The following is a 13,485-nucleotide window of genomic DNA, read 5'->3' as shown; positions in this document are numbered from 1 at the left end:
GACCCGCCGAGCCTCTCAGGGCGTCTTCTGGCGCTCCTCGTCCAGCCACCGGGCGATGTCGGCCCGCAGCGCCTTCTTGCCGATCTTGGTGGCGGGCAGCGCATCCACCGTGACCACGCGGTCGGGGAACTTGAAGCGCGCGACCTCCGCCCGCTCCATTAATCCGCCCTCTCCCTCAATCAGGATCGCCTCTGACCACCGTTGTCGCGAGGCGCCTTGCTTTGCGCATGCACCAGCAAGAGCGCGCCGTACCGGTGACCGGTGGGGTCTTGGAGGTCCTCGACGTCGTCTCCGGTGGCGGGCTGGACGGTGAAGGCGAAGCCGTTCGCCGTCAGGACTGCGGCGATCGCGCCTATCATCATCGCCGCGATCGGATGGCGCTGCGGATCCTCATCGAGGAACTCGTCCAGCGCGTAGAAAACCTCGACCTTGTCGCCGTGCCCGCGCAGCCGGAAGCCGCCATTGCCGAAGTTGTCAGGCTTTCGCGGCGTCTTCTCGGTGTCCAGGCCCTTGAGCCCGGCCACGTCCAGCAGCCCAGACGGCCATGGACAGTTCCGCGCCCGCGGGGGTGTAGAAGCCCATGGCGGTCACCGTAGCCGTCCTGAGGATGGACAGTGCGCTGCTGATTTCCGGAGATTCCGAGTCGGGTGAACGGGCTGGGTGGCCAGTGGTCGAACGGAAGCCGATGCTGCCTTTCAGCTGTCGTGTCTGCCGGAGGCGTCGGCCGACAGAATGCCCTGGTCGAAACCAAGGGAGAGCAGAAAACGGAGCCTGACCAGGTCCATGGTCGTGGAACCGGCACGCATGGCCGCCGTCGGCGCCAGCGCATGGTCCAAGCCAGACTGGCAGGAGGCGGCCAAGATCGTTTCCGTCTGGCTGGAACCCCGGCACGCCATACTGCCGACCGCCGCCAGAGCGACACACCACCCATCCGCGCCGGACCGGGCGGTGTTCAGCAGATGCTCGAGCGAATTACTGCCGTCCTTCACTAAGTGGCCTGACGACCTACCCGCTGCTTCCTGCCTCCTACAGATACGGGCCGCCGCTTCTAACGCGCTTCACCCACGCCACCGATGGAGCGCCCACTGTGCGGTCTCGTCAAGGCGAGGGAAAGGGATCGCGCTTCCTGACGTGCGTTCCTCACGATGGGGAGTCGTTGACCGACCCATCGATCACGAGGCAGATCGCTGGGTCGGCGACGGAGTCGGGGCCGCAAGGCCTCCCGAGCCCGCTCGAAATCCTCAGGGCGTCCCTCACCGAACCGCCGTTCCAACAGCGGCATGACGACCCGGGCCACCAGCAGTGGGACAGCCACTGCGAGGGCGAGCAACAACACGCCTAGCAATTCGTCGCTTGTCATGGGTCCTTTTCCAGCGCAACGGCGGGGAGGTGATTGTCCGAGCTGTACCCCGCCATTTCATGTGAACCGGCGAGGGCGGTCAAGGGCAACGACCCTGGCGGGCGTGGAGCCGAGGGAGCCGAACAACCCGGCCGTGGTTAACGCAGCCCGCGAGCCTGGCTGCCATCCGAACAGACGGGTGGCGCCCCACCGATCCGCCCCGGGCGGACGGCGGCCGGCCGGCACATTCCCCCCGCAACCTTCAGTCGACGATGTGCCGGCGCACCTGGCGGGGGGTGCGCAATTCGCGGGCGTGTGGACTGATCCTGTTGGCGGCGAGGTGGAAGGCGAACCGGGCCGGGTCCGGCAGGTCCTCCGGGATGCTCAGCGAGGGCCAGGAGCCGGCGACACTGTGGATGTCCCACACGCTCGCCCGGACGTGGACCTCATCTTCATACAGGTACTCGTAGTCGTCCCGGTGTGCGCGGACGTGCCCCAGGAACCGCAGCAGCACGGTGACGGCGACCGCCTCGGGCCCGTCCGCCGACTCCTGTATGCCGTAGCCGTCCTGGCCAACCACGTCGTGCCAGTGTTGGTTGCCCTCCTCGACGGCCTCGACCCGGTAGGCGTACCGGCGGGGTTGCTGCAAGAACTCCGCTATCCCGCATTTGGCGTTCTGGGCTCCGTCGGCCGCCCAAGTGGCGATCTGAGCCAGCAGCACCGCGGACTGATCCAGCACCGTTGCGTCCTCACCCAGGTCCGCCGACCCGACCCCGGGCAGGTTCAGCAACTCGGCAACCTGTTCCAGCTCGTGCAGCTGCGGCAGCCTGCGCTGGCCGCTTCCGGCGGGGTACTCGCGCATACCGGCGAGTGTGCCTTACGCGCGCCCTTCCAGCTTTGACTTTGAGGTAGCGAGTCCATTACTGGTCGCGGCCGGTCTGATCCCGCACGATCGCTGCGGCGCCCCACCCGAGGCCGGCGGCGGGATCGGTCTCGTCCACGGCGCCGGCCATGATCTCGGCGACGAACCGTAGCCCGGTACGCGCGTCGACGCCACCGGCGACGATCCCGTACGGTGAACACACTTAATACAGGTAATTAGCGGCCCTGGTACACGCCCCTGGGCGCCGCCGAGTACCTGCAGACGCGAAGCGGGCCCGGCCGCGCCCTAGGAAGCTACAGCCGGACCCACCCTTCGCCCCGCGAGAAGGCCCCCTCTGGGGGGCCTTTCTTGCTTTCCTGGCAGACCTACAGGCCGTGACCGGCCGTGTAGATCTTCCAGGCGAACCCGGCCACCACTACCAGCACCTGGGCCGCCTTGAGGCAGACCGTGATGCGGCAATGGCACCTGGGCTCCGGAACGGGCTCACGCTCCGCACCGTCGCTGCGGGGCTCCGTTGGCTGTTGATCCGCCACCGGGGCCTCCCTTAGCTACCGGGCCTGGGTACCGCTCCCGGGGGGAGAGGGTGACCGGCGGCCCGCCCCGGCCAACCCAGCTGGCAGCCGACCGAGGAGACGAGAAGCGCTCGCACGGATCACGTTAGAGCACACCACCGGCACAAGCCGCCCCGCTGTCGGGTGCGAGGAGTTAATTACGGGCCCCGAACGAGCCACAGCAACGGGTGCGGGCCGGATCCGGCCGTTCACCTTCCGGTGCGTCACAACCCCGATGCCGCAGGTCCTGCGCTCGCCTTACCGGGCCCCGACGAGCTGGTGCGGTCCTCGGACCGGCTCGGCGCGAGGAGCGGAGCGCGGGGTAGTCCTTGGCGTTCTTGACGACGCGGACGCCGTCGAAGTCCTCGATGGGGGCGCCGTATCGGAGCTCGGCACCGCCCCCTCTTCTGCGTGCCGGGCTCGTCGATCCCGGCCGCGCCTCCGCCCAGGCGCGGCCGGGATGGCCCACGGCTCCAGCGGCGTCACTGTCCGAACGTGAAGATGCCCCGGACGGGCCGGTGGTCGGACAGGTCGTCGCCGTGGTGGCCCACAGTCGGGGTGCGGTCGCCGAATGATTCGTCGACCGATTCGCCGAGGTCGTATAGGTCGGCGGCGGCGGGATCGCTGAGGACTGGCTGCTCGACGTCGATCGGGTCGGCGGGTGGGCGGGCTCCCAGAGCAGCAACCACTACTCCGGGTACTGACCGCGGGCCCTGACCACCGCGGCGTAGACGTCGGTCAAGACCCGCCGTTGGTCGAGGCCGGCGGGCGTCACTGCAGCGGCACCCACTGGCCCCAGTAGTGCGGGAAGTCATAGGAGGGCTGGATCTGCCAGTGGACCGTGGCGAGCGCCTGCTGCATCCGGCGGTGCACGTCGCTGCTCTTCTGGAGGTTGCGGGCCCAGAACACCGTCCCGAAGTGCGCGAAGGTCCGGTCAGGACCGCCGTCGCGCTGCTCCGTGTCCAGGTCGGCGAGCGCCTGGGTGATGGCGGTCCAGTCGTCGAGGGCGTTGACGTGGCGGCGAGTCGCCCGGTAGCTCGTCCCGGCCATGGTCGCGATGGCTCGGGCAGGGTTGCCAGCAGCGGACGCCCGCCACATCGCCTCGACGAGCTGGTCCTGGCGGCGCCGGTAGTCCCCGATGCGGAGGGCCGTGGTTTCGGCGGTGCGGCGCACCTGTTCCAGGGCCGTCGGCAGGGTGGGGCACCCCGCTTCTTTCCAGGCGTCGAGGACTTCCCCGGCATGATCCCGCAGGAGGTCGAGGACGCTCGTCGGCGACAGCGCGGCGATGGGCAGGTCGTAGGCGTTCGGGTTGCGGGCTGCGGCGATGTCGGCGATGGCGGGAGTTTCGGCGTCGGCGCCTGCGGCGACCAGGATGGCCCGGGACAGCCGGCGGAGGCTTTCCTGACGTTCCTTCCGCGCCGCTTTGAGGCGGACGCCTTGGTCCGCGACATCCCACATGGGCCTGGGCGGCATAGCTCTCCTTCGGGACATTCGGGTGGCGTGGTCGACCCGTACGCAAAAGCCCTCCGAACGTGGTCCGGGGGGCAGCTCAGCAGACGTGGTTTGGTTGAGGTCACCGGTTCTGCACGCCAGAGGCAGGCTGATCAGCGGTTGGCGGGGTGGCGGTCAGGGGCGGCCGGGCTCGGTGTCCTTGAGGTCGGGGAGCCGGATCAGGGGCACCCACTGGCCCCAGTGCTGCGGGTGGCCGTAGCCGGGCTTGATCCGCCAGCGGGTTGCGCCGAGCAGGGCCTGCAACCGGTCGTGGACGTCCTGCGTCCGGTTGACGTTGCGGATCCACAGCAGCATGTCGAAGTGCCCGAGCTCCGCTGGAGGGACGCCGCCATGCTCGGCCGCCAGGTCGGCGAGCGCCGCGCCGATGGTGTCCCAGCCCCAGCGCGGGGCGATATACCGGGAGGTCTCCCGGAGAGCGAAGCCTGTGGTTTGGGAGATGGCCCGGGTGTGGACCCCGGCGGCGTGGGCCTGCCACATCGCCTCGACGAGCTGGTCCAGGAGGCGCAGGCACTCGCCGATACGGATGGCGACGGCGTCGGCGGCCAACTCCAGCGGCTCAGCACCGCCGGCAGGTCCGGGCAGCCCGCCTCCTCCCATATCTCCTCGACGTCAGGGGCCAGTCCGTCGATGACCTTGTCGACGCCTCTCCGTGAGAGCGGGTAGACGGGCAGGTCGTAAAGGCCGTGATGCGCCGTTTCGGTGATCTTGACGATGTCGTCGATGTCGGCGCCCGCGCCTGCGGCGACCATGAGGGCCCGGTACATCCGCTCGCGGACGTCGTCCCGTGCGTGCCTTGCTTTGCGCCAGGCCCTCGTGCGGATCTCGACTACTTGCAGGGGCGTCGGCGGCATAGTTCTCCTTTGGGACATCCGGGTGGCGTGGTCGACTCGTACGTAAAAGCCCCCCGGACGGGGTCCGGGGGCCAGATCAGCAGACGTGGTGAGGACACCGGTTCCGGTGAGCTGATCGGTTCAGGGTGTTGCGGGGGCACTGGTCGCGGCGCCGATCACGGCGGCCGCCATGGTCGGGTAGGTGCCGACTCTTACGGTGAATCGCTCAGGCACGGCTGGTCCGCCTTCCGGTGAGCAGCTCGGGCAGCTCGCCGATCTCCTCGATCAGGTTGGTGCGCGGGGGCAGGTCGGAGCGGGCGGCCGCGGGGCCGAGCAGGAGGGCGCGGATGCCCAGCAGCGCGGGGACGCGGACGTCGTTCTCGGGGTTGTTGCCGCACACGACCAGCGCGCCCGGCGTGACGGCGAGCCTGTCCAGGACGTGCGACCAGAACCGCGAGTCCGCCTTGCCGAACCCCAGCTTGTGGCTGAGGAAGACGTTGCTGAACGCTTTGTCGAGCCCGGCCGCTTCCAGGGCCTGGCGGCCCGAACTCCTGCGGGTCCACCGGGTCCTCGACGGCGCGAGCGTTGAAGTCCCCGGCGGCGATCATCGGCGTCTTGCCGAGCAATTCGAAACCCTCGGCTTCCAGGACACGCCACCTGGGCATGGACGGCGCAAGATGGGTGACGGCGATGTCGAGGCGTCCGAACCCCGGCACGTGCGTCTCGACCCGGCCCAGCCCGTGGAACCACGGCTTCTCCGCGCCGTTCTCGCCCCTTCGTAGCGCCGGGAGCTGGATGAAGTCGTCGAAGGCTGGGCTGCGGGCGTACATCGACATGAGTCAGCAAGGCCGATTCAGTGCGTGGTGCAGCGTGTCGATGGCGCGGGTCACGGCGGCTGTGAACTCGACGTCGGGGGGGCGATGGGGTCTGGCCTGCTACTACGCCTGCGCTGCGGAGGGTGCTGGAGAGTTGCCGCCGTTGGGGGGCGGTTGCGGCGGCGAGGACGAGCGGGTGGCTGTCTGCGTCGTTGGTGGCGTGGGCGTCGGTCGTCGCCGCAGCGAGCACTTGGGCCAGCAGCGGGCCGCACTGCGGATCGTCGCCGACCATGGGTCATGAACTCAGTGAAGAGCGTCACGCAGGGCCTCCTCCAAGACAGGCAGCCGGTCCAGCAGCATCAGAGCTGCCTCGTGCCGCGCCCGCGCGTAGGACTCCAGGGCGGCGTCGACGATGTGCGGTCGGTCCACCGGTGCCGACAACGGAAAGGTCGCGCAGAGCTTGGCTGCACAGCCGACACGAAGCGAGGACAACAGGTCGTCCGCGGGCGCCTTGGGGTTGGCGTCTCGATAGGCCAGGGCGAGCTCGGTGTATCCCTTGAGCCAGCTCTCCATACCGTTGGACAGGACGCTCGCGGGGTCACAACCAAGACGCACGATTTCCCAGGCGAGGTACCCAGGGGTGGGTGGTCCGAAGTCCACAATCGCGGCGACGTCGTCGTTGTTCAACAGGACGTTGGGACCGGCCAGGTCGCCGTGCATGATCTGGACCGTCAACTGTGGAAGTGAAGCGAGGATGCGCTCGACGTCCCCCAAGACGGCTTGTCGCTCACGCGCGGCCTGCAGAGCCCATGTCTCGAAGTCCCCAAGGCTGGGCCTGTGCTGGTACGCGAGAATCAGCTTCTCGAAGCGGTCACGTGCGGCGGCGACTTCGCACACCGAGACCCCAGGTTTCAGGGTGGGTGCGGCGGCGGGGTGTGCGGCGAGTCGGCTGTGGAGACGTCCCATCGCTGCGCCGGCCGCTGCCCATCTTGCACCGGTCAGGGTGCCCTCGGCAGTCTCGGTGTGTGGCACGTACGACCACACAGACATTGGCAGGCGGCTGTGGGTCTCGATGAGTTCGTGCTCGCGTGTACGGGTTGCCCGCGCGGTCGCGACACCTCCGTCGGCGGCGAACTCGGACAGTTCGACCGACGCCCGCTCCAGATCCAGGTGATCTCGATCGCGATAGACCTTGACGAAGTACCGCCGGCCCGTCTGGTCCACGATGGCGTAATTGTCTGTTGCGGTGCCCTCCGGGATTCGCGCTATTTCTGCCGGGTGCAGTCCGTACGCGAGCACTAGCGTGTCGGCGATCGCCGTGAGCCGGTCCTGGGTGTCGGCGAAGGTCATGGTGCTGCCACCGGAGGCTGTGAGGAGTCGGACGCGAGCCGGATCGTCATCCACGGAACTGCTTCGTCGCGGCAACTGAATTCCACCAGGTCGATGCCGGTGCGGTCGTAGAGGTTGAAGGCGGTCACCGTGATCATGTTGGAGCTCTCGGTGATGGAGACGGGCTGGCTTCCGCAGCGTGGGCAGAATCCGCGGCAGAGGGGGCCGACTCGCGTGCCAAGTGGGCTCTCCGCCCGGCCCGACCCACCGCAAGCTCTCCTCGGGGAACCCGACTGACAGGACTGCAGGTCCTTTCGGGATCTGCTTCTCGTGGGGGCATGCGCACAGGTGTGGATCATCCGGATCACCGGTCTCCTCGTACTTGGTGTGGCCGCATAGAGCGACACCGCGGCGCCCTGCCGCGTGAATCGGCTGATCGAGGCGGTGAACGCGGTAACCGACACCGGCTTTCGTGGCGAGGGTGACCGGTTCGGCATCGCACAGGCGTGGCCTGAGGCCGGCCGGCGGGTGTCTCGGCACCGGGTTGGGATGCTCGTCCCATAGAGTGCGGGCGCGCGGGTGTCCACGTCGTTCGCCATAAGATGATCTTTGACGCCTTCGTTCGTCTCCGCAGGCATCCCTCGGTCCGCACCACCAGGAGGAATCAGTGTCATTCCAGCAAGTGATGACCCCCGAGGAGAAGCTCGCCGAGGCGAAGAAGCAGTTGAGTTTCCCGCGTATTGTTGTGATTTGCGGCTCCACTCGTTTCATGGCCGAGATGGCCGAGGCCGATCTGCGGGAGACCGAAGCCGGCAGGATTGTCGTCAAGCCGGGTTGCGACCTGAAGTCGCCGCACGCACTTTGGTCCGATCCTGTCAAGGCTCAGGCGCTGAAGGTTCGACTCGACAAGCTGCACCGGGCGAAGATCCAGCTCGCCGATGAGGTGCTCGTCGTCGGCGACTACATCGGAAAGAGCACCCGAGCCGAAATCGCCTACGCCCGGTCGCTGGGCAGGCCCGTGCGGTTCACGCACCCCGAAGTCGACCCTGACGCCTGAGGACCCACCCGCCGCACCCTGCGCGGGGGCCCCTTGGAGTTGGTCATCTAGCGGGTGGCGCGGTGGTGAGAGCGATCTCATGAAGCGGCCGAACGCATCGCGGCCGTTATTGCGGCCGCGAGAGGCCGCCGGTGGTTCATCAAGTAGAAGTGGTCGCCCTCGTACCTGTCGAGTCCGCGGAATTGCGTGGTGAACGGTCGCCAGGAGAGCAGAGGCTCCTCGTCGATCAGCCTGTCGCGGTGGCCCCCGAATACCGAGAGCGGAACGGGCAGCGGCTCGGGGACGCGGGGAGGAGCCCAGGTGTCCAGGAGTTTGAAGTCGCTACGGAACACGGGGGCGAACGTGCGCCAGACGGCGTCGTTGTCGAGGAGCTGCGGTGGGCTGCCGCCCACGTTCCGCAGCCAGTTGCGCAGTTCGCCGTCGGACATCAGGTGAGGGCGGCTGTCGGCGCCGGCCTCGACTCGGGGGGCGCCGTAGGCGGACACACCCAGCCAGTCCGGGAGCGGGCCCTCCTGGTGGTGAAGTCGGCGGGTGAGCTGGTAAGCGATGAGTGAGCCCATGCTGTGGCCGAAGAACCCAAAGGGCCGGTCGAGCAAGGGAGCGATAGCGGTATGGAAGTAGTCGACCAGCCGGTCGCAGTCGTCGATCAGCGGCAACGTCTGCAGCTGGCCTCGGCCGGGGGCCTCCAGGAGGCACAGTTCCCAATCCTGGGGGAAGTGCTCCGCCCAGCCCCGGTAGAGCAGGTGTGAGCCGCCGGCGTGGTGGAACAGGAACAGGCGCGCCGCTGGGTCGCTCAGCGGCCTCGGGCGGATGACCGGGCAAGCAGTCGTCTCGCCGACGAGCTTGGAGATGACCAAGGCATGCAGCTCGGCGAGGGTCTTGGCGCCGCTGATGACCGCGGTGTTCTCCGGGACGCCGAACGCCGTCTCCACGCGGGTAGAGATCTCCAGCATCAGCAGCGAGTCGATCCCGAGTTCGTCGGAGAAGTGCGCCTCGTCGGTGACCTCCTCGGGGTCGATCTCCAGTACGTCGGCTATCAGAGCGCGGAGATCCTCGATGTTCACGGACGCAGTGGTCATTGGTGCTCCCGTGGCTCCTACGTGGGTGGACGAGTGGTCGGTCAAAGGGTCAGCAGCAGAGCGGCTGCCGCGTCGTGGCGAGGGCCTCCAGCCGTAGCGAGCACGTTCCCGGTGGGGCCGCTCTCCAGATGGGCAGCCGCGGCGGCGCACTGCAGGACGCCCAGCGCCCCGGACAGCGGGCCCAGCTGGGCTTCCAGGTCGATCCGGCGCGTGGCTGCGAGCAGCGGGACCGCCCCGGCCCCCGCCCCGGCACCCGCCTCGTCCACGAGCCACAGTCCGAAGGGCTTCTCCTCGGTCACCCCGGTGGAGGTCAGCGCCGCGGCGAGGTCCCGGGCCCGCGCGTACCCGGCGATCGTGGCGCGCGGCCGTGCGTGTCGGGAAGCGACTGCGTCCGCTGGTTCCAGCACGATCGCGACCGCCGCCTCGATGGACTGCTCGCAGCCAAGCAGCTTCGCCGTTACGTCATTGGCTGGTTCGACGCCGACGACAACAGCTGCTTCGGCGCGCCCGGCCACGATGAGGTTTCGGGCCCAGGCCAGGGCGTCCAGACCGCTGGTGACGCCGTTGCAGACGGTGAGGTTAGGGCCGCGCAGCCCGTAGCGGATGGCCACCCAGCCGGCGATGACGTTGCTTGATGTCTGCGGCAGGCCCAGTGGGCTGAGGCCCCGGACGCCTTCCCTGGCGATGGTGTCGGTGGCTTCGCAGACGCTGTCCACGTTGCCCAGGTTGGTGCTGACCACGACGGCGGTCGAGTCAACGACGCCCGTGAACGTCGCGTGGGCGTCGGTCAGGCCCGCGTCGTGGAGGGCGGACTCGGCAGCCCGAAGGGCGAGCCGGGACGCGCGGTCCTTGTGGCGCATCTCGCGTCCGCTGAGCCCGGTTGCCGGGTCGATGCGGCCCTCGCCGGGCAGCGGTCCGAGAAGGTCACCGTACGTCGCGACACCGGGGAGCATCAGTCCGATGCCCGTGACGACGACCTCTCGGGCGCTCGGGTTCCTCATCCGTGCGGTGCTCGTCGCGCTCATCGGGCTGCCTCCACGATCGCGACGGCGCTGATCCCTCCGAAGCCGAACGCGTCGATCTGAGCGATGTTCAGGTCGCCGACTGCGGGGGCGCCTTGCACCAGGCCGAGTCCCGCGGCCTCGGGGATCGGGTCGGTGAGTCCCACGACCGGGGGGACCGTCCCTTCTTTCATGGCGAGCACCGCCATCAGCAGGCTGAGGAGTCCCGAACCGCCCAGGGTGTGGCCGGTCATCGCCTTGATGGCGGTCATCCGCGGACCGGTTCCGGCGCCGTGGAAGATGCGGCGCAGGACGCTCGACTCCGTCGCGTCGTTGCGGGGGGTTCCGCTGCCGTGCAGCATCACCAGGTCGATGTCCTCCGCCCGCACCCCTGCTCTGCTGTAGGCGTCCTGGACCGCGCGTGTGATGCCGTCGGGGTCGGGCGCAGTGGCGTGGTGAGCGTCGCAGTTCATAGACACACCGCGCACCCGGGCGTGCACGGGCCCGATCGCGGTGCCGGCGCGCTGGACGACGACGGCTGCCGCACCCTCCCCCATCAGCATGCCCTTGTGCGTGGTGTCGAAGGGGCGCAGCGCGTCGGGGATGTCGTTCTGCACCCGGTCGAGCGTGCCGAAACCGCTCTCGGTGGCGGCGTCGGTGCCAGCGACGACGACCGTGTCGGCCATTCCGAGCTCGATCATGTCGGTGGCCATGGCGAGCGCGTACAGCGTGGCTGAGCAGGCGTTGGCGAAGGTGTAGGTGGTGGACGCGTCGAAGGTCTCCTTCAGGGCGGTGCCGAAGTGCAGGTCTTCGAGGGCGACGTCCGCGTGGTCACGCCACCACAGTTCGAGGCTGCGCTGCTCGCGCATGGTGGTCCCGACCAGCACGGGTACCTGGGACAGGTCCTCCAGGCCCGCGTCGGCGACTGCCTGCCGAACAACGGTGGTGAGCCAGCGGGTGGCGCGCCGCGGGATGTCGCCACCGCCCTCGGGCCGGTCGTCGATCTCGTAGGCGTAGGCCGCCCTGTACTTGGCGGGGTCGAAGGCCTTCAGAGGTTTGCGGCTCTCCTGGCCCGCGCACAACGCGGCGAAGATCTCGCGGGGGCTGGCACCGATGTTGGCGACGGCGGCCATGCCCGTAAGGTCCCAGGTCACGGTTGCGCAGCCGCCCTCCTGAGCTCGAAGGCGGCCAGTTTGCCGGTCGAGGTGGTCGGGAGCTCGTCGAGGAACTCCAGACGGGCGGGCCGCTTGTGGGCGGCGAGACCGCCACGGATCACGACGATCACCGCGCGCCGCACCACGGCCGGGTCGAATCCCGGCCGGGCCACCAGATACGCCACGGCCTGCTCCAGGCCGTCAGCGTCGCGGCAGCCGACCACCACGCAGTCCTGGACCCCTTCCGCACCGCGGATGACGCTCTCGATCTCACGCGGCACGACCTTGTAGCCGCCCAGGTTGAGCAGGTCATCGGCGCGGCAGAGATGGGTGAACGTGCCGTCCGGCGCACAGCGCACCACGTCGCCGGTGTACGCACCGCCGTCGGCGAAGGTGACCGCAGCGGCCTCCGGCCGGCCGATGTAACCGAGGGCGACGGTCGGGCCGGCGATGTGGAGCCGACCCTCCTCCCCGTCGGCGACGGGCGTGCCGTCCACAGCACGGACGGTCGCGGTAATCCCGGGCACCGGGACCCCGAAGGTCCCCGGACGCTCGTCCCCCGGCAGCGTGCCGACGACGATGTGGAGCACCTCGGTAGCGCCGAGACCGTTGAGCAGCTCGGCCTGGAAGGCGGTGCGGATCCGCTCGCTGAGCGGACCCGGCAGATTCTCGCCCGCCGAAACGCACAGCCGCACGGAGTCGAAGGCGAGCTCCGCCGTCCCGGGTGCGTTCAGCAGCGCGGCGTACAGCCGTGGGACGGAGAACAGCACGGTGGGTTGGTGGCGCCGCAGCGCGGCGGCGAGTGAGTGAACGTCGACCGGGCCGCGGATGAGCGCAATCCGGGAGCCGGCCGCCAGAGGGCACAGGACGGAACTGCCGAAGCCGTAGCCGAAGGACATCCGGGCGGTGGACAGCACGGTGTCCTCGGGGGTCAGCGCCAGGACGGTGCTGATGCCGTCGGACAGGGCCGCGATCGCACCCGCCGAGTGCCGCACTCCCTTGGGCTGGCCGGTACTTCCGGAGGTGTACTGCACGAGCGCCTCACGCCCCGCACTCCACGCGGCCGGCGGCCCGGCCTCCTGCGGGCGTCGTGCGGGGCCGGGCTCGGCCGTGGCCAGAGCGGCCCGGACGTCCGCGCCGGCGAACCGGGTTGTCGTCGCGAACAGCTCCTCCAAGGTGCGTTGCCGCTTGGGGGCCGCGTCCAGGTGCACCATCGCGGCGGCGCAGTTCTCGGCGATGTAGCGGACTTCGTCGTCGGTGAGCATCGGGCTGATCACCACGGGGACGCAGCCGTGCCACCACAGACCGAGGACGGCGACGGCGGTCGCCACGGAGTCGTCGGCGACCAGGAGGCCGCGGACGCCCTCAGGCACGCCTGCTGCCCTGAGGGCGCCCGCGTACCCACGGGCTGCCTCCAGGAGGGCGGCGTAGGTGATCTCTCCCGCCTGCGGGTCGAGGTAGCTGGTCCTTTCGCCCTGGCCGGCGGAAATATGACCCGCCACCAGGCGGTCGATCAGGTTGACACCGTGGAGGCTTGCCGCCCGCTCGCCGAGCACGGAAACCGCGGCGTCCAGGCTGGTGAGGGCAGCCGCCTCCTCAGCGGACAAGGCTCCGAACTCGCGCTCGATCGCGGCCACGACCGCAACCTTCTCCAAGGAGCTCATTCCAAGGTCCTCACAGAACAGGGCATCAGACTCGATGTCCTCCTTCTCCGCTTCAAGGACAGACGCCACGATCTCTCGCAGCCTGTCACGCACTATGTCGATGGGTTCTGAATCGCGCACCAGCGAGGCCCCTTCCGAATCTTCGTAGCCGAGAAGTAAGAACTGGGTGGACGGAGAGCGAGGACGATCCGGAGGCCTGCTCCCGGCCCTGTGCCGTTCGCCGAAACGCTGCTTGATTCCGGTCGGGGTTCAAGAACGGAGGCGGGATGCC

General features: G+C 69.0%; 18 protein-coding genes. 2 read left to right on the top strand and 16 right to left on the bottom strand.

All coding sequences use genetic code 11. The annotated features are described in order from the left end of the window. Positions 1-15: 15 nt before the first annotated feature. The 10 genes from AB0C84_RS35830 to AB0C84_RS35785 form a co-directional block, all read right to left on the bottom strand. Positions 16-159 (bottom strand): hypothetical protein, encoded by a 144-nt coding sequence (locus tag AB0C84_RS35830; RefSeq protein WP_361074964.1) that lies wholly within the window; start codon positions 157-159, stop codon positions 16-18. Positions 160-179: 20 nt separating this feature from the next. Continuing rightward, positions 180-524: a hypothetical protein gene (locus AB0C84_RS35825; protein WP_361074962.1), complete on the bottom strand. Its 345-nt coding sequence runs from the start codon at positions 522-524 to the stop codon at positions 180-182. Positions 525-695: 171 nt separating this feature from the next. Continuing rightward, positions 696-989 carry a hypothetical protein gene (locus tag AB0C84_RS35820; protein ID WP_361074960.1) on the bottom strand — a complete coding sequence of 98 codons (294 nt, stop codon included), beginning with the start codon at positions 987-989 and terminating at the stop codon, positions 696-698. A gap of 612 nt (positions 990-1,601) precedes the next feature. After that, positions 1,602-2,201, bottom strand: coding sequence for a hypothetical protein (locus tag AB0C84_RS35815; RefSeq protein ID WP_361074958.1), 600 nt, complete (start codon positions 2,199-2,201; stop codon positions 1,602-1,604). 58 nt (positions 2,202-2,259) lie between these two features. Next, positions 2,260-2,424, bottom strand: a complete 165-nt coding sequence (locus AB0C84_RS35810) for a hypothetical protein (RefSeq protein WP_361074956.1) — start codon at positions 2,422-2,424, stop codon at positions 2,260-2,262. A 163-nt stretch (positions 2,425-2,587) separates the two neighbouring features. After that, entirely contained in the window at positions 2,588-2,755 is a 168-nt protein-coding gene (locus AB0C84_RS35805) for a hypothetical protein (RefSeq protein WP_361074954.1), read from the bottom strand. Between the two features lie 500 nt (positions 2,756-3,255). After that, a complete protein-coding gene (locus AB0C84_RS35800) occupies positions 3,256-3,462 on the bottom strand; it encodes a hypothetical protein (protein WP_361074952.1) in 207 nt (68 codons plus the stop codon). Positions 3,463-3,544: 82 nt separating this feature from the next. Continuing rightward, on the bottom strand, positions 3,545-4,246 hold the full coding sequence (locus AB0C84_RS35795) for a hypothetical protein (RefSeq protein ID WP_361074950.1): 702 nt from the start codon (positions 4,244-4,246) through the stop codon (positions 3,545-3,547). Positions 4,247-4,399: 153 nt separating this feature from the next. Beyond that, entirely contained in the window at positions 4,400-4,882 is a 483-nt protein-coding gene (locus AB0C84_RS35790; protein ID WP_361074948.1) for a hypothetical protein, read from the bottom strand. Positions 4,883-5,341: 459 nt separating this feature from the next. Beyond that, entirely contained in the window at positions 5,342-5,515 is a 174-nt protein-coding gene (locus AB0C84_RS35785; protein WP_361074946.1) for a hypothetical protein, read from the bottom strand. 16 nt (positions 5,516-5,531) lie between these two features. On the opposite strand from AB0C84_RS35785, the gene AB0C84_RS35780 reads away from it, so the two are divergent. Continuing rightward, positions 5,532-5,897: a hypothetical protein gene (locus AB0C84_RS35780; protein WP_361074944.1), complete on the top strand. Its 366-nt coding sequence runs from the start codon at positions 5,532-5,534 to the stop codon at positions 5,895-5,897. Positions 5,898-6,233: 336 nt separating this feature from the next. Here AB0C84_RS35780 and AB0C84_RS35775 read toward each other — a convergent pair whose 3' ends face one another. Together AB0C84_RS35775 and AB0C84_RS35770 are read right to left on the bottom strand one after the other, a co-directional pair. Then, the gene (locus AB0C84_RS35775; RefSeq protein WP_361074942.1) at positions 6,234-7,280 is read right to left on the bottom strand and encodes an aminoglycoside phosphotransferase family protein; all 1,047 of its coding nucleotides are present in this window, start codon (positions 7,278-7,280) and stop codon (positions 6,234-6,236) included. Next, positions 7,277-7,417 carry a hypothetical protein gene (locus AB0C84_RS35770; protein ID WP_361074940.1) on the bottom strand — a complete coding sequence of 47 codons (141 nt, stop codon included), beginning with the start codon at positions 7,415-7,417 and terminating at the stop codon, positions 7,277-7,279. The genes AB0C84_RS35775 and AB0C84_RS35770 overlap by 4 nt, the downstream gene beginning before the upstream one ends. A gap of 509 nt (positions 7,418-7,926) precedes the next feature. Here AB0C84_RS35770 and AB0C84_RS35765 point away from each other — a divergent pair. Then, on the top strand, positions 7,927-8,316 hold the full coding sequence (locus AB0C84_RS35765; protein ID WP_361074939.1) for a hypothetical protein: 390 nt from the start codon (positions 7,927-7,929) through the stop codon (positions 8,314-8,316). Positions 8,317-8,393: 77 nt separating this feature from the next. Here the strand turns inward: AB0C84_RS35765 and AB0C84_RS35760 are convergent, their stop codons facing one another. The 4 genes from AB0C84_RS35760 to AB0C84_RS35745 are packed head-to-tail and all read right to left on the bottom strand — an operon-like array spanning position 8,394 to position 13,307. Continuing rightward, positions 8,394-9,395 carry a thioesterase domain-containing protein gene (locus tag AB0C84_RS35760; protein ID WP_361074937.1) on the bottom strand — a complete coding sequence of 334 codons (1,002 nt, stop codon included), beginning with the start codon at positions 9,393-9,395 and terminating at the stop codon, positions 8,394-8,396. Between the two features lie 41 nt (positions 9,396-9,436). Further along, positions 9,437-10,420 (bottom strand): beta-ketoacyl synthase N-terminal-like domain-containing protein, encoded by a 984-nt coding sequence (locus AB0C84_RS35755; RefSeq protein WP_361074935.1) that lies wholly within the window; start codon positions 10,418-10,420, stop codon positions 9,437-9,439. Beyond that, positions 10,417-11,550, bottom strand: coding sequence for a beta-ketoacyl synthase N-terminal-like domain-containing protein (locus AB0C84_RS35750; RefSeq protein ID WP_361074933.1), 1,134 nt, complete (start codon positions 11,548-11,550; stop codon positions 10,417-10,419). The genes AB0C84_RS35755 and AB0C84_RS35750 overlap by 4 nt, the downstream gene beginning before the upstream one ends. Then, a complete protein-coding gene (locus tag AB0C84_RS35745) occupies positions 11,547-13,307 on the bottom strand; it encodes an AMP-binding protein (RefSeq protein WP_361075025.1) in 1,761 nt (586 codons plus the stop codon). The genes AB0C84_RS35750 and AB0C84_RS35745 overlap by 4 nt, the downstream gene beginning before the upstream one ends. Positions 13,308-13,485 lie beyond the last annotated feature (178 nt).

The sequence above is a fragment of the Actinomadura sp. NPDC048955 genome, from assembly GCF_040649435.1.
In the GTDB taxonomy this organism is placed as follows: domain Bacteria; phylum Actinomycetota; class Actinomycetes; order Streptosporangiales; family Streptosporangiaceae; genus Spirillospora; species Spirillospora luteofluorescens.
The sequence above is the reverse complement of the archived record's forward strand: the minus strand, read 5'-3'. Positions and strand labels throughout refer to the sequence as shown.